Here is a 14,459-nt window from a genome sequence, read left to right as displayed (position 1 = left end):
TCATGACGTCCAGGGTCGGCCTGCCCGCCGCCCGGGTCCAGGGACCTTGCCCAAAGGGATCCGTACGGGATCCAACTCTTGACCTTCAGAACAGCCCGTCCTGCAGACCCGCCGCCTCACCTCTGAACTCCCTTACCGGCACGGTAAGTTCGCCGCCCGCACCACCCGGGCCCAGCTCCCACCCGGTCATCAGCCGGGAGTCGAGGACGACGAGCCCGCGCGCGGTGGCCAGGTGCAGATCGGGTCCGGCGACCGCGGCCAACTCGCCGCTGACCGTGCCCCCGTGGACCAGTTCGGCCACCTCGCCCACGGCGGCGGGCAGCCCCTGGAGCCCGAACACGCCCACGTGGTCGACGGGTTGGCACGGCTGACGGACGAGCGACTCGGGCCAGGCGTCGAGTTCCAGTGCCCGCGCGTGCAGCGCCGTCACCTCCGCGGCCCGCTCGGCCTCGGTCTCCGGCAGCGCGGACCGCACGGCGCGCTTGGCGGCGTACGGGATCCGGTCGGGGACCTTGAGCGCGGCCCGCAACAGCTCCTCCGTGCGCCGAGCGGCCATCAGCGGGCCGACGCCGAGCCAGCTGAAACAGACGGCGCCCTGCTCAAGCAGCCGGGCCGGGCCCCGCTCGGCGGCCGTGATCCCGACCTTGACCATGCCCGGCCCGAACCACGCCAGGTAGACGCGGTAGGGCCGGGGGTCGTCCGCGATCGTGTCGGCGGCCACGGAGTGCGCCCGGTCCAGCCGGGCGCACTCCTCGCACCGCGCGCCGGTACTGCGTCCCGACACGACCGCCCGCACCGGACACGGGTTCCCCCGCGCTCCCACGCAACGCCGCCCACCCTCTCCGGCGACCTCGAAGGCCACGCTCTTCCCCCTGGACAGCGCGCTGCGCCGCCCCCCGTCCCACACCAGCACGGCACCGTCGGCCGCCCACCGCAGTCCCGCGCACTTCCACACCTGTGCCATCGCTCTTGAGGGTAGGACGACCCACTGACAGCGCCAGCGGCAGCGGGGCGCCGCAGTGGGGAGCCGCGGGGGTGTGCGCGGGGGTTCCCGTGCTCGATCAGCCTCCGGCCTCCGCCGACGCCGGCTCCGGGTCCCCGGTCGCGGCGGCCGGCCGGGGTTCGAGGGTCGAGGTGCCGCGGGTGCGGCCCGCAAGGCGGCAGCCGACGCAGCCGGGGTGGCCCTGACGGGCTCCGGTGTCCCGCACCCCCAGGGGCCACTGCGACCTGGGGCGGTGGCCCGGGGGCTTGCCCCAGCCGGCGAGATGGAGGTACCAGGTGACCAGGACGGCGACGGCGATGACGGCCCCGCCGACGACCACCCAGGGGACCGAGGCCATGATCACCCCCGCCCCCACCGCCGCGGTCCCGATGGTCGCGATGCCGAAACCGGTCCAGCCCGCGACCGTGTGCCCCTCGTCGTGCAGATGACCGCTCACGTACCCGCCTCCGTCTCGTAGACAGCGCAAACCCCGCGTCCGGCGTGAGGGCACCTAGACTCCCTCACCACGAAAGAAATTTACTCCCTAAATCCCTCACGAGCTAAGAGAATCGGGAAACATGCACGGCACGCCGCGACCGGCCGCCACCGGGGCCCAGGCGCTGTCGGCGATGGACCACCTCATCGCCGCCCACCTGATCGGACAGCAGGAACTGGCCCGGCGGCTGGGTCTGAACGTCACCGACCTCACCTGTTTCGCCTTCGTCCTGGAGGCCGGCGAGGACCTGCTCACCGCCGGCGACCTGGCGGCCCGCGCCCACGTCACCACGGGGGCGGTCACCGGAATCCTCAACCGCCTCGAACGCGCCGGCTACGTCACCCGCCGCCCCGACCCGGCGGACCGCCGTCGGGTGCGCGTGGCCGCCGTGCCGGACGCCGTCGCCCGCGTCGAGGCCGGCTACGCGGGCCACTACAAGCGCCTGACGGAGCTGTTCGGCGACTACTCCCCCGACGAACTCTCGGTGCTGACGGACTGGTTCACCCGCGCGACCGCCCTGGCCCACGAGTATCTGGAGAAGCTGAACCGGAACGACCCGGAGGAGCAGTGCTGACGGGCCGGGTCTATGTCTCGCCCGCGGGCGACATGAGCTGTTCGGTCCAGATGATCTTTCCGGTGTCCGTGTAGCGCGTCCCCCAGAGGTGGGTCATCTGGGCGATGATGAACAGCCCCCGGCCGCCTTCGTCGTCGCTCGCGGCGTGCCGCAGGTTGGGGGTCGTGTGCCCGGTGTCGGAGACCTCGCAGATCAGGGTCCGGTCCCGGATCAGACGGACCTGGATCGGTCCGCCGACGTAACGGATGGCGTTGGTGACCAGCTCGCTGATGACGAGCTCGGTGGTGAACGACAGATCGTGCAGCCCCCACTCGTCGAGCTGCTTGCTGACGGTGGTGCGCAGCGAACCGACCGCGGCCGGGTCCGCGGTCACCTCCCACTGGGCGAACTGGTTCCGGTCGAGCATGCGGGTGCGGGCCAGCAGCAGCGTCGCGTCCTCGTCGACCGCCCCGGGCAGCAGACAGGTCACCGCCTCGTCGCACAGCTGGTACAGCGGCCGCCGGTACTCGGCGAGGACCCGGCCGAGCCGCCGCAGCCCGTCGGCGGGACCGTCGGCCGCCTGGAGGAGGCCGTCCGTGAACAGGGCGACGACACTGCCCGGCGCGAGCCGCAGTTCGGCGCTCTCATAGGGCGGGCCGCCGACTCCCAGCGGCGGCCCGGTCGGCAGTTCCGGGAAGCCTGTGACACCCGTACGCGGATCGACGACCGCCAGGGGAGAGGGCCCCGCCCGGGCCAGGGTGCACCGTCCCGAGACCGGGTCGTACACCGCGTACAGGCAGGTCACCGCGCTGATCTCGGTGGCGTGCGGCCGTGCGAGGAAGGAGTGGTGGCCGGGTGCGCGCTCGTGCGCGGTCTGCTCGACCAGGTCGTGCAGGCGGGTGAGGACCTCGTCCGGGGCCAGGTCCAGCCGGGCCAGCACCCGCACGCCCGTGCTCAGCCGCCCCATGGCCGCGGCGGCGTGCAGCCCGTGGCCGAGTACGTCCCCGACGACCAGGCCGACCCGGGTGCCCGAGAGCGGGATGACGTCGAACCAGTCGCCCCCGACGCCGGTCCCGCTGTCGGCGGGCAGATAGCGGCGGGCCGACTCGATGGCGGTCTGCGGCGGCAGATGGCGCGGAAGCAGACTCCGCTGGAGCTTGAGGGCGGCCGTGTGCCCGCGGGTGACCAGCGGCATCAGCACGAGACCGATCAGCAACGCGCCGAGGCCCACGACCGTGACCCCGCCGGTCGGTCCGATCAGCGGCAGGTCGACGGTGGTCGCGCCGTACCCGGGGGCCGCGTAGACGAAGACGGCGTAGAAGAAGAGGAGGAGCATCACCAGCCCGCCCAGCCCGGGCAACAGACCCTTGAAGACCAGGTCCTTGACGCTGCGGCCGAGGATCTTGCGGTAGTACCAGAGGCAGGCGAAGCCGGTCAGTCCGTACTGGAAGGTGATCGCGAGGCCGACCGAGTCGACCGTGTCCACCAGGACGTTTCCGCTGAACGACGTCAGCAGGACCAGAAAGGCGATCGACGCCGCTCCCATGCCGAGGGTTCCCCAGGTCGGGGTGAGGAATCTGCGGTGCACCCGGGCGAACTGGGAGGGGAGCGCCTTGTGGACCGCCATGGAGAAGACGGTCCTGGCCAGGGGCAGGATGGTGGTCTGGGCGGAGGCCAGCGCCGAGGTCAGCACCATCAGGATCAGCAGTCTGAGCAGGACGAGCCCCGCGTCCTGGTTCCCGAACACGGCCTCGCCGAGGCCCGAGAGCACGTCGTCCACGTTGCCCTCGTTGGCCAGCCCGATGCCCGAGGTGCCGACCCCCGCGAACGCCTGCGCCGAGGTGGCCACCAGCGCGTACATGCCCAGCAGGATCACGGTGGACATGACCGCGGCGCGCCCGGGGACGCGCGCGCTGTCGACGGTCTCCTCGTTGACCGAGACGGCGCTGTCCCAGCCCCAGTAGATGAAGACGCCCGCCAGGAGGCCTGAGGTCAGCGCCTTCGTCGAGGTCACCTCGAAGGGGTTGAACCAGGAGGCGGACACATGGATCGCCGTCGACGGAGGGTCGGTGTAGACCCTCACCAGCGCGGCGACGGAGAACAGGATCAGCATCACCACTTCCAGGCACAGCAGCCAGCGCTGGACCGCGGCCGAGAACTCGATGCCGACGTAACAGACCACGGTCATCACGGCGAGCCAGACGATGCCCGCGACGGTGGTCCACGTCCGGTTCTCCGCCAGCCCGTCCAGGCCCACCAACCGGAAGCTGTAGGTACCGGCGAGCACGGCGAGGTTCCCCATGACGATGATGTTGGCGACGATGATCCCCCAGCCGCCCATCCAGCCGGGGCGCGGGCCGAAGGCGCGCGTGGCCCAGGTGAAGGTGGTGCCGCAGTCGGCGTTGCTCGCGTTGAGCTCCCGGAAGGCGTACGCGATCAGCAGCATCGGGATGAACGACAGCATGGTGACGATCGGGGCCTGCAGCCCGACCGCGGCCACGATGATCCCCAGCGTGGCGGCCATGCTGTAGGCCGGGGCGGTGGAGGCCAGACCGATGACGACCGAGGAGAACATGCCCAGTGCGTCGGCCTTGAGTCCTTTCCGGCCGGGCCCCGTGCCCGGAGCGGGTCGGCCGACGGAAACGGCATCGCCGAAGAGCCTCACACTCGATTGCAACTCCGCGCCTCGCCGGTCCGCAACAGCAGCGGACGGCCACGGGGGCGGCCGTCGTACGACCGGACGGTCCGGCCGGACCGGCGGGCGGACCGGGGGCGCACCCGCGGCGGGCGCCGGTCACCACGCGTCGACGACCGGCGCCTCGGGTTCGTTCTGCCGCCAGGCCGCACTGAGGCGTACGAGCCGGTCCGCGGCGGCGATGCCGCGCAGGGACGCGATCTTGCCGTCGCCGACCTCGAACGCCACGGCGCCCACGACGCGGTCGTCGATCACGGCGACGACGGCCGGGGAGCCGTTGACCCACGCGATGTGGAGCGCGGGGGAGCCGCCGGCCAGCCGCCGCTTCGCCGCGGTGGGCTTGAAGCCGGCCCGCACGTAGGAGGCGATGCGCTCGCGCGTCGTGTACCGCAGCAGCCGCCTGGCCAGTCCGGCGCCGTCCGAGACCGCGGTCGCGTCGGCGGTGAGCATCGCCACCAGCCGTTCGGTGCGCCCCGATGTGGCGGCGGCGAGGAACTCCTCGACGATCCGGCGCGCGGACGCGGGGTCCACCTCGCCGCCCCGGCGCTCGGCGACGACCCGGCGTCGGGCCCGGTGGACGTGCTGCTGGCTCGCGGACTCGGTGATGTCGAGGAGCACGGCGATCTCGGCGTGGGGGTACGAGAACGCCTCGCGCAGGACGTAGGCGGCCCGCTCGACCGGCGCGAGGCGCTCCATGAGGGTCAGTACGGCCAAGGACACCGATTCGCGCTGCTCGAAGGTGTCGGCGGGGCCGAGCATCGGGTCGCCTTCGAGGAGCGGCTCGGGCAGCCAGTCGCCGACGGCGCGTTCATGGCGTGCCTGCGCCGAGCGGAGCCGGTCGAGGCAGAGATTGGTGACGACCTTGGTCAGCCACGCCTCGGGCACCTCGATCCGTTCCCGGTCCGCGGCCTGCCAGCGCAGGAACGTGTCCTGTACGGCGTCCTCGGCGTCGGCGGCCGAGCCGAGCAGACGGTACGCGAGCGAGGCCAGCCGGTCCCGGCCGGCCTCGAACCGATCGAGGGCTGCGCTGTCCATGCGGGGCAGCCTAGGCGGCGGCCCGCACACCGCCCCGGTCGGGCGCGGTGGCCAGGCGGCGCTTGCGCTTCGGCAGGCCGAAGGTCGGGTGGACGATGCTCCACCCGGCCCCCTTGAGCACGCCCGACTTGAGGCGCGCGGCGGTCCGGCCGCCCAGGTACCAGGACTTCGACCGGACGTCCCCGTCCACCATCTGGAAGATCGCGTCCCGCCGCCCGAGGCTGATGTGGTTGCCGTAGTACTTCAGCCCGGTGGTCGGGACCTCGCCGCCCGTCAGGCGCGCGATGATCGCGGCGGTCGCCTGCATGTTGGTGTAGCCGGCCGAGGCGCAGGACATCGGCAGCGGCCGGCCGTTCTCGCCGATCGCGTAGGCGCAGTCACCGGCGGCGTAGACGTCCGGGTGCGAGACCGAGCGCATCGTGCGGTCGACGACGATCCGGCCGGTCCCGGCGACCTCCAGGCCGGCGGCTGCCGCGATGGTGGGCACGGCGAACCCGGCGGACCACACGGTCACGTCGGCCGGGACGGACGTACCGTCGGCGGCGATCGCCCGGGTGGGCTCGACGGCTTCGATGCCGGTGTGCTCGTGGACGGTGATGCCGAGCCGGTCGAAGGCCCGGCGCAGGTGACGGCGGGCCTTCGGGGAGAGCCGGGCGCCCAGCTCGCCGCGGGCGGCGAGCGCGACCGAGAGGTCGGGCCGGGACTCGGCGAACTCGGTGGCGGTCTCGATGCCGGTCAGCCCCTCGCCGACGACCAGCACGGTGCCGCCCTCGCCCAGGCCGGCCAGGCGCTCGCGCAGCCGCAGCGCCGAGGACCGGCCGGTCACGTCGAAGGCGTACTCGGCCACGCCGGGCACGCCGTGCCGGGCCACGGAGCTGCCGAGCGTGCAGAGGAGCGTGTCGTACGCGAGCTCTCCGTCGCCGTCCTCACCCGTCACGGCGACGATCCGGCGCTCGGGGTCGACGGCGGTGACGCGCGCCAGCCGCAGCCGCACCCCGGTGCCCGCGAACACGTCGGCGAGCTTGCGGAACGCGAGGTCCTGGCCGATCGCGAGCTGGTGGAGCCGCATCCGCTCGACGAAGTCGGGTACGGCGTTGACGACGGTGATCTCGGTGTCGGCGGGGGAGAGCCGGCGGGCCAGGTTCCCCGCGGCGAAGGCCCCGGCGTATCCAGCGCCGAGTACGACGATGCGGTGCTTCATGTCGTTGCTCCTGTCTCGTTCGCGTGCCCCTTGAACGAGACGGCGCCCCGATTGCTGACAGAAGCCGGGTGTGACCCGGGCCACCGAACAGGCAAAAGCCAGAGGCCCCGTGGATAATCCACAGGGCCTCTGGCGTGCTGCGCACTCGGCAGGATTCGAACCTGCAACCTTCTGATCCGTAGGATCGGGCAGGCGGCCGTGCGGGGGCTCCACCTCCTCCCGGCTGATCGCTGATGGCCGTGATCAACGGTCTCTGTGTGCCGTCGTTGCCGTCAGGGTTGCCGTCGGTGGCTCATGTCAGAACTCGGCCTGGCCGGGCCCCGCGTCAGGGCGCGACGGTGCCAGGGTCGAGTTCGTCTGCGCGCTCGCCCGTGACGAGGTAGACCACGCGCTGGGCGACGGAGACGGCGTGGTCGGCGAAGCGTTCGTAGTAGCGGCCGACCAGCGTGACGTCGACGGCCGTCTCTACCCCGTGCTTCCACCTGTCGTCCAGGAGGTGCTGGAAGATCGTGCGGTGCAGCTCGTCCATGCGGTCGTCGTCTTGTTCGAGCTGCAACGCTGCGGCGATGTCCTTGGTGATGAGTACTTCGGCGGCCTGAGCCATGAGGCGCTGGGCGAGCTGGCCCATTTCCAGGATTGTGCGGTGCAGATCGCCCGGAATCGCTTGTTCGGGGAACCGGAGCCTGGCCAGCTTGGCCACATGCTGGGCCAGGTCCCCGGACCGTTCCAGGTCCGCGCTCATGCGCAGGGAGGTGACCACGGTCCGCAGGTCGGTGGCGACCGGCTGTTGTCGAGCCAGTAGGGCGATCGCCCGGTCCTCCAGATCCCGCTGAAGGTCGTCGACCTTCACGTCAGCCGCGATGACGCTCTCCGCCAGCGGCAGGTCGGCGTCCAGGAGGGCGGTGGTGGCCCGGCCGATCGCGGAACCTACCAGCCGAGCCATCTCGACCAGTGCATCGCATAGCGCGGCCAGCTCCTCGTGATACGCCTCCCGCATCGCACTCCCTCTCGCAGTGTGTTCATCCGAATACCGTCAGCTGCCAGACTTTCACACCCTTTCTGCAGGCCCCTGCCTGCACTACGGCCGCCTGCCGCGCCCGTGAGGGTGGCGGTCTGCGTCTGCGTCGGGCCTGCAGCGCAGCGCTACCAGCGCGGCGTCGTCGTGAAGCCGGCCCCCGGCGTGGGCGAGCAGATCGCGCCGGAGGTGATGCAGCAGCGCTTCGGGACTACTGCCGCTCCACCGGGCGGCCCGCTGCGTGAGCTGGTAGAAGGTGCCGGTGGCGTCTCGGGCCTCGATGACACCGTCGGTGTAGAGCAGGAGGGTGTCGCCGGGCGCGAGGGAGAAAACATCGAGGGTGTAGTCCACCGGCACTGAACCGCTGACCCCGAGCGGGGGCGCGGGATGGACAGGAATCGTCACGGCGCTGCCGTGGCTGAGCAGCAGAGGTGGCGGATGTCCGCAGCTGACGACCCGGATAACGGGGCCTTCATCGGGCATCTCCACCAACAGCACGGTGGCGAACCGTTCGCCCTCTTCCCCGTCCACCTCCAAGTGGGCCAGGTTGCGGTCCGCGCTCTGTTCCAGGGCAGCGGCCAGCGCCGGCAGGGTGGTGTGCTGGTGAGCGGCCTCGCGGAAGGCCCCGATCAGTAGGGCGGCCTCGCCGATGGCGGACAGCCCCTTGCCTCGTACGTCACCGATCATGACCCGCACACAGCTGTCGATGTACGTGGCGGCGTACAGGTCACCTCCGATCTGTGCCTCGTCCTCGGCGGCCAGGTACAGGCAGGCGATCTGCACAGGGCCGATCTGCCCAGGCAGCGGCCACAGCAGAGCGTGCTGCGTGGCCTCGGCGACCGAGCGCACCTGGGCCAGCTGGCGGCGGTGACGCTCGCGCATCACGCAGAAGAAGACGATCAGGGCTGAGAGCACCGCCAGGGCGAGGATCTGCACCAGCACATTTCGGGAGAACAGGACGTGGAAGTGCCACCCGATGTAGCCCTGCGCCGCCACAGCCAGGAACCCGATCAGCCCGGTCAGCCAGGGACCGGCAAACGAGGCGGTGATCGCAGGAGAAATGACCAGCAGCGGACCGAGGTGGACATCGGCCGGGACCAACTGGTCCACCACCGTGATCACCACGATGAGCACGATCGGGATCACCAGCAGCGCATGGCTTGACTGCCACGGCGGCCGCACACCAGCCCAGCCTCGCCGTATGTCCACGGCTCCACACTGCACCGTGACGTGAGCGTTTGCGAACCCTCGCGATACCTAAGCTGCGGCCATAGACGCGGGAGAAACAGTAAGGAGCCCATGACAGAGACGGAACCGGCGATCCGTGCCCTGGCGCAGCTGGCTGATACTTGGGATCGAGCAGCGTGTTGTGCGGGCGCTCGGCCCTCCTCCGGACTGGTGGTCGTGTTCAACGGCCTCTGTGTGACGTCGTTGCCGGCAGGGTTGCCGTCACCGCGATCCACCAGGTCAGCCGAGATAGGGCTGCTCACGGATTCCGACGTCCTGTTGGACGGCAGGATGCTCGTGCCCATGGCGAGCAACCAGCAGACCAGACCATGCATCGGTGAACTGGCGAAGGACACAGCCAGTGGACGTATCGGCGTCGTCACGGTCCCGTCAGCGCTGAAGGAGCATGCGCCCTTCGTCGTCGGTAACCACGGCCGACGCAGCGACCACCCAGCTGTTCGGCTCAGGTGCCGCTGGGTCGTCGTAGTACTCGGTCCGTGCCATGCTCACCCTTTTCGGACCGGCGTCGCGGTAACGATCTTTGGGCGCTCCCCGGTGGCGGTATGGAGATGACCGACTCGCTCCCGGGAACTGCCGTCCGCGAGGTGAAGGAGGAAACGGGTCTGGACGTAGAGATCACCGGGCTCGTGGGCACGTACACCGACCCTCGCCACATCATTGCCTACTCGGACGGCGAGGTACGCAGACAGTTCAACATCTGCTTCACCGCCCGTGTGGTCGGCGGCCGACTCGCGATCTCGGACGAGTCCACGGAGCTGCGATTCGTCCAGCCAGAGGAGATTGATCGACTGCCGATGCACCACACGCAGCAGCTTCGGATCCGTCACTTCCTGGTGAGGTCTGCGCCCGGGTGCAGATAAGGCCCGTCGGTGGTGGCGTCGACTGGGACGCCCTGCCGGACAACGTGGTGGCGCCGACGGCGCGGGAGGAACTAAGCACCGCGACCAGCAGCCCTGCCCCGCCGAATTCCAGGGGACCGGGCACTTGAGCTAGCGGGCCCCACCAACTGAAGCACTCACAGGTGTGTCAGTGACCTCGCGTAGCGTGCATGCCGAATGCGTGGGGCAGTGACCTGCGTGGATGGGGTGGGGAGAGCGGCATGAGTGACCGTATTGAGTGGCCGACGGGGCGTGACAAGGATGCCGCGCTGATCATCAGGACCGACTATGACGATGAGCAAGCGTGGTCGGCCGTGAAAGCGGCGCTGATGATGACCTGGGGCGAGGACGACGACTTCGAGCCGTATATCCATGTCGTCGACGACCCACGGTGGACGGGAATCACACCTGCTCAGGCTCTCTCCGAGGCGTCCGCGCATAAAGAGCACCACGGCGTTGTCTACCTTGCCGACCGCGTCTCGATGCGGGAGACCCCCGTCACATTGCTGGCGCTGTCGCTGCTGACCAGGGAGCAGTGCGAAAGCGACGAGGAGTTCGAGGCGTACGGCGGCGCGTTCCGCGTGGTGCCGTACGGGATCCACGAGATGAACGCGAACCTGATGATCGCCAACCTGGACTTCGGCGATTTCGCGGACGCGGCCAGGAACGATCCCGAGGGCGTCTTCCGAGGATTTGCCAACTGAAGCGTTCAGCTGCATCCGGAAAAACAGACATCGACTCACGAACTGTCCCCTTAGCCGACTGGCCTTGACTGGGGGGATGCGTCATGCGCCGGACAGCCCTCAGCGGACGCGCCCTGTCGCCGTCACTGGGCAGCCAAGCCGATCATCGCGAGGTCAGCCGTCCCGCCTCGATGCCCCGCAATCCAGGCGTACTGGCACCCGGATGACCGTCGAGCAGGCAGGTGACCGGAACTCCAGCAACTCAGGGAACCAGGAAGCCGACCAACAAGGCGAGGGGCAAGGCAATCAAGGGAACTGACATGAGCCAGCCCATGCCCGAGGACGTTCTCGAACCGACAAGGATGCAGAACGGCGCCATGAGGAGCACGTAGAAGAAGAACACCGCCAAGACAATGATGCCTGCCCCCGACCCCACAGTTCCTCCCCGCGGTACCCGCCGCAATACCGGCGGGAACTTCTGCGCCGCCTCCCGCACGACAATTATTTGAACACGTTCAAATCTATTCTGTCCAGAACGCCGGTACAGAAGTCCAAGCCGAACGGCCCCTGGCAGTCCTTCGACGCCGCCCGTGATCACCGGTCTGCGTGTGCCGTCGTTGCCGCCAGGATTGCCGTTCTCCCACCTGGTCAACCTGCCTCTTCAGCTCTTCAGGTCAAGAACGATCAGGTGCATGCTGTCCGTGCCGGCGTACGTGACGAACACACCCGCGCCCTTGGTAATGGCGTTCGGGGTGCTGGTCGCTTCCGGCAGGGGCTTGGCGGCGCCCGTTGTGACGGATATGGAGACCGGAGTCCTCGGCATGTCCTCGCCGGCCTCGCCGTAGGCGGTACCGTCGTCGCCGACAGCCTCGAGGGTGATCTTCTTGGCGCCCTCACCGCTGTCCGTGCACGTGCCCCTGCCCGTCTCCAGGTCGAAGACGTTGCCGCCCTTGACCAGGTAGCGGCCGTTGGGAGACAGGGCCGGCTGCACCTCCGCGAGGTTCTTCGGGCTCGGAACATCCGCGTCGTACTCGGTCTGCTCGGTCCGGCACGGGGCGGTGGCCTTGACGGCGCCGGTCGCGATGTCGTGGACAGCGGAGATGCCGCCCGCCCCCTTGATCCAGTTGGCGATCACGTAGTTGCCGGCGGCACCGACGATGCGGCCGTTCGGTGTCTCCTCCATGCCGAAGCCCACGTTCTCCTCCCTGCGGACGGCTTCGACGCCGGGCGGAGCCGCCTTCGTGCTCTGCCAACCACCGTCGGCACCGAAGCCGCCGTCACCCCCGGCGCCTTCGTCACCGTTGGTCACGAGCCCCTCCGGGCCCTGGAACGACATCAGATAGTCGGGGTCGACGGCCTTCCCGTTGAGCGTGACCCTCGCGTCGCTGGTGTCGGTGACCTTGCCGTCGGGAGACAACAGGATGCTGTCGCCGCCGTACGAGGTGACGACCAGGCCCGCGGGTCCGGGGAAGACACTGGGCCGGTCGAACTCGCCGTCCGGCGCCTCGGCGTTCCCCGCGCCGACCGGGGACAGGTCCTTCCCGGAGGCGTCGGCCGGGTAGAAGGCCACGGAGATGACCTCCTTGTACTCGTGGAGCGCATCTTTGCGCGCCTGGCCACGCGCCCACACCGCGAAGTAGTCGCGCTTCGTGCCAGGGATCAGAGCGATCTGCGGGACGGCCAGATCGCCGGACTGCTCGTCGCTCTGATCCTCGGTGAGCTTGGGGCCTTTCCACGGCTTGCTCGTGGACAGCACCTTGCCGGACGACGCCACTCGGACGTTCAGGACATAGCCCTGCTCGGTCTTGTCGAGGTACGCGACCAAATCACCCTTCCCCGAAACCGCATAGGGCAAGGGCTGCCCCTGGGGAAGCCAGTCGGCCTCGGCCTCCCAGCCCTTGGCACTGTCGAAGGCGGCCGGAGCAGCGATCTTGCTCTTCAACGGGACGCCGCTCGTACCCCCAGTGCCGCCCCCGTGCGCACTGTCGCCGCCAGTGGCGCCGCCGTCAGATCCGCAGCCCGACAGGGTGCCCAGGAGCGCACCCGCCAGCAGCACCGGCATCACCGTCTTGTCGATCCTCATCCTCAGTCCCTCTGGATTCATGGGGCGATGAGGCGAAGTGCCATCTCCCCCCGGTGGATGGTCTTCGAACGATCAAGCAAAGGTGGGGATTAGCAGCCGTGCGCGGTCCAGGTTGAAGACTCAATGAGACTCCGTTCGGCTCCCAGGCGCTGTGTGCCCGCGTGGGAGTCCATGAGGTTTGCTTCCGTGACCTGCGCCATATGTGCGCGTCCGTACTCCAGGAGCAGGGCGCCGACACTCGCATGATCAACGATCCCGATGATGACGACGGCGCGGCGGGCGTCCTTGCAGCGGTCTGATCCACCCCGCACCCGCCCACTCAGGTGGTTGCCGTCAAACACTGCCGTCAAAGCAAAAGCCAAAGGCCCTGTGGATCTCTCCACAGGGCCTTTGGCGTGCTGCGCACTCGGCAGGATTCGAACCTGCAACCTTCTGATCCGTAGTCAGATGCTCTATCCGTTAAGCTACGAGTGCTTGCTTTTCTCTTATTTTGTCCCCGCTCCCGGCCCTTCCGGCCCGCTCGCGGCGACAGGAAGAACATTACATGACTGCCGCCGTCATGTGAAATCCGTTTGGCACATCCCTTGTGACCTGCGGAAATGACTCATCAGAGGGTTCTGGCGAGGTCGCGCGGCGATCGGGGAGAGATCGGGAAGCACCGAAGCCCCGATCCTTGTGGACCGGGGCTTCGGTGATCAGGTGCGGAGGCGGAGGGATTTGAACCCTCGATGGGCTTTAAGGCCCAAACCGCATTAGCAGTGCGGCGCCATAGACCGGACTAGGCGACGCCTCCAGCACAACCCTCCACGCGAGCGCGTGAGTGGGTGCGTGCAGATGATGACACAGTCGAGCGTGCTGTCACCAATCGCCCCCCACGGTACTAGGCACTCGGGTCGCAGGGCAAAGCCCTTGTCATCGGCGGGGCGGGGGCGCAACGTCCGGCGTCCGCGGGCGTTGGGCAGGGCATGTTGCTGGTCTTCTCGCGAGCCGTCGTGGCGTCCGCCGCCGCCTTCGCCTCGGTGTCCGCCGTCGCCGCCGTCCCCGCGACCGCCGCCACCGATTCCGCCGCCTCCGCCGCGCCCGCCGCCTCCGTCTCCGTGCCCCGGCCCGTCGCCGCGCCTCCGCCCGTCCGGGACGAGGACCGGGCGGTCGGGTCCGGCGACCGTCTGACCGTCACCGTCCGGCACGCGGGTGCCGGGCGGGACGGGACGTACGAGCTGTCCTGTCACCCGGGCGCCGGCAGTCACCCGGACGTGGATGACGCCTGCCGGGCCGTGGACCGGAACACCCGCTGGGGCCGGGAGCCCTTCGCGCCGGTGGCGCCGGGCAGCGTCTGCACCATGCTGTACGGCGGCCCGGCCACCGCCCATGTCACCGGAACGTGGGCCGGACGCCCGGTCGACGCCTCGTTCGACCGCAGCAACGGGTGCGAGATCGGGCGGTGGGACCGGATGGTGCCGCTGCTGCCCGGCCTGGGGACCTAGCCCTCCCGTGATCGGCTCGGCTCGCCGGGTTGCCGCACAGGTGTTTCATGGCGGAATCCCCGGTCCCGTAAAAGTCCCGCGAAGGTCTCGCGAAGCCTGAGCAGGC

General features: G+C 69.6%; 12 protein-coding genes, 2 tRNA genes and 2 pseudogenes. 4 read left to right on the top strand and 12 right to left on the bottom strand.

Features of this window, described 5'->3' with window-relative positions; genetic code table 11:
* Positions 1-85 precede the first annotated feature (85 nt).
* Both IPZ69_RS36400 and IPZ69_RS36395 read right to left on the bottom strand, forming a co-directional pair.
* The gene (locus tag IPZ69_RS36400) at positions 86-964 is read right to left on the bottom strand and encodes a DUF2797 domain-containing protein (RefSeq protein ID WP_235458972.1); all 879 of its coding nucleotides are present in this window, start codon (positions 962-964) and stop codon (positions 86-88) included.
* A gap of 97 nt (positions 965-1,061) precedes the next feature.
* Entirely contained in the window at positions 1,062-1,439 is a 378-nt protein-coding gene (locus IPZ69_RS36395; RefSeq protein ID WP_235458971.1) for an HGxxPAAW family protein, read from the bottom strand.
* A 121-nt stretch (positions 1,440-1,560) separates the two neighbouring features.
* On the opposite strand from IPZ69_RS36395, the gene IPZ69_RS36390 reads away from it, so the two are divergent.
* A complete protein-coding gene (locus tag IPZ69_RS36390; RefSeq protein WP_235458970.1) occupies positions 1,561-2,052 on the top strand; it encodes a MarR family winged helix-turn-helix transcriptional regulator in 492 nt (163 codons plus the stop codon).
* Positions 2,053-2,062: 10 nt separating this feature from the next.
* Here IPZ69_RS36390 and IPZ69_RS36385 read toward each other — a convergent pair whose 3' ends face one another.
* The 6 genes and pseudogenes from IPZ69_RS36385 to IPZ69_RS36360 all read right to left on the bottom strand — a co-directional run.
* Positions 2,063-4,606: an amino acid permease gene (locus IPZ69_RS36385; protein ID WP_235458969.1), complete on the bottom strand. Its 2,544-nt coding sequence runs from the start codon at positions 4,604-4,606 to the stop codon at positions 2,063-2,065.
* 219 nt (positions 4,607-4,825) lie between these two features.
* A complete protein-coding gene (locus IPZ69_RS36380; RefSeq protein WP_235458968.1) occupies positions 4,826-5,761 on the bottom strand; it encodes a sigma-70 family RNA polymerase sigma factor in 936 nt (311 codons plus the stop codon).
* Between the two features lie 10 nt (positions 5,762-5,771).
* Positions 5,772-6,962 carry an NAD(P)/FAD-dependent oxidoreductase gene (locus IPZ69_RS36375; RefSeq protein WP_235458967.1) on the bottom strand — a complete coding sequence of 397 codons (1,191 nt, stop codon included), beginning with the start codon at positions 6,960-6,962 and terminating at the stop codon, positions 5,772-5,774.
* A 325-nt stretch (positions 6,963-7,287) separates the two neighbouring features.
* Positions 7,288-7,959 carry a phosphate signaling complex protein PhoU gene (gene phoU / locus IPZ69_RS36370; RefSeq protein ID WP_235458966.1) on the bottom strand — a complete coding sequence of 224 codons (672 nt, stop codon included), beginning with the start codon at positions 7,957-7,959 and terminating at the stop codon, positions 7,288-7,290.
* Between the two features lie 81 nt (positions 7,960-8,040).
* A complete protein-coding gene (locus tag IPZ69_RS36365) occupies positions 8,041-9,186 on the bottom strand; it encodes a PP2C family protein-serine/threonine phosphatase (protein WP_235458965.1) in 1,146 nt (381 codons plus the stop codon).
* A 411-nt stretch (positions 9,187-9,597) separates the two neighbouring features.
* A pseudogene (locus IPZ69_RS36360) lies at positions 9,598-9,708 on the bottom strand (DNA mismatch repair protein MutT); the annotation flags it as partial.
* Between the two features lie 17 nt (positions 9,709-9,725).
* On the opposite strand from IPZ69_RS36360, the pseudogene IPZ69_RS36355 reads away from it, so the two are divergent.
* Positions 9,726-10,085, top strand: a pseudogene (locus IPZ69_RS36355) (NUDIX hydrolase); the annotation flags it as partial.
* A 239-nt stretch (positions 10,086-10,324) separates the two neighbouring features.
* A complete protein-coding gene (locus IPZ69_RS36350) occupies positions 10,325-10,807 on the top strand; it encodes a DUF6924 domain-containing protein (RefSeq protein ID WP_235458964.1) in 483 nt (160 codons plus the stop codon).
* Between the two features lie 241 nt (positions 10,808-11,048).
* Here the strand turns inward: IPZ69_RS36350 and IPZ69_RS36345 are convergent, their stop codons facing one another.
* The 4 genes from IPZ69_RS36345 to IPZ69_RS36330 form a co-directional block, all read right to left on the bottom strand.
* Positions 11,049-11,189, bottom strand: coding sequence for a hypothetical protein (locus IPZ69_RS36345; protein ID WP_235458963.1), 141 nt, complete (start codon positions 11,187-11,189; stop codon positions 11,049-11,051).
* 258 nt (positions 11,190-11,447) lie between these two features.
* Complete coding sequence (locus IPZ69_RS36340; RefSeq protein WP_235458962.1) at positions 11,448-12,869, bottom strand: hypothetical protein; 1,422 nt, start codon at positions 12,867-12,869, stop codon at positions 11,448-11,450.
* Positions 12,870-13,270: 401 nt separating this feature from the next.
* Positions 13,271-13,343 (bottom strand) — tRNA-Arg (locus IPZ69_RS36335).
* 228 nt (positions 13,344-13,571) lie between these two features.
* Positions 13,572-13,662, bottom strand: a tRNA-Ser gene (locus tag IPZ69_RS36330).
* A gap of 172 nt (positions 13,663-13,834) precedes the next feature.
* Between IPZ69_RS36330 and IPZ69_RS36325 the strand changes: the two genes are divergently transcribed.
* Positions 13,835-14,353 carry an SSI family serine proteinase inhibitor gene (locus tag IPZ69_RS36325; RefSeq protein WP_235458961.1) on the top strand — a complete coding sequence of 173 codons (519 nt, stop codon included), beginning with the start codon at positions 13,835-13,837 and terminating at the stop codon, positions 14,351-14,353.
* The last annotated feature ends 106 nt before the right edge of the window (positions 14,354-14,459 follow it).

The organism is Streptomyces olivochromogenes (genome assembly GCF_021538895.1).
GTDB classification, from domain to species: domain Bacteria; phylum Actinomycetota; class Actinomycetes; order Streptomycetales; family Streptomycetaceae; genus Streptomyces; species Streptomyces olivochromogenes_A.
This window is presented reverse-complemented; position numbering and strand designations above follow the sequence as displayed.

What these genes read in the sequence shown, in the direction of transcription:
- IPZ69_RS36340 (WP_235458962.1), bottom strand. Translation starts at nt 12,869, where the DNA reads ATGAGGATCGACAAGACGGTGATGCCGGTGCTGCTGGCGGGTGCGCTC.
- IPZ69_RS36400 (WP_235458972.1), bottom strand. Translation starts at nt 964, where the DNA reads ATGGCACAGGTGTGGAAGTGCGCGGGACTGCGGTGGGCGGCCGACGGT.
- IPZ69_RS36385 (WP_235458969.1), bottom strand. Translation starts at nt 4,606, where the DNA reads ATGTTCTCCTCGGTCGTCATCGGTCTGGCCTCCACCGCCCCGGCCTAC.
- IPZ69_RS36380 (WP_235458968.1), bottom strand. Translation starts at nt 5,761, where the DNA reads ATGGACAGCGCAGCCCTCGATCGGTTCGAGGCCGGCCGGGACCGGCTG.
- phoU (WP_235458966.1), bottom strand. Translation starts at nt 7,959, where the DNA reads ATGCGGGAGGCGTATCACGAGGAGCTGGCCGCGCTATGCGATGCACTG.
- IPZ69_RS36390 (WP_235458970.1), top strand. Translation starts at nt 1,561, where the DNA reads ATGCACGGCACGCCGCGACCGGCCGCCACCGGGGCCCAGGCGCTGTCG.
- IPZ69_RS36350 (WP_235458964.1), top strand. Translation starts at nt 10,325, where the DNA reads ATGAGTGACCGTATTGAGTGGCCGACGGGGCGTGACAAGGATGCCGCG.
- IPZ69_RS36325 (WP_235458961.1), top strand. Translation starts at nt 13,835, where the DNA reads ATGTTGCTGGTCTTCTCGCGAGCCGTCGTGGCGTCCGCCGCCGCCTTC.
- IPZ69_RS36375 (WP_235458967.1), bottom strand. Translation starts at nt 6,962, where the DNA reads ATGAAGCACCGCATCGTCGTACTCGGCGCTGGATACGCCGGGGCCTTC.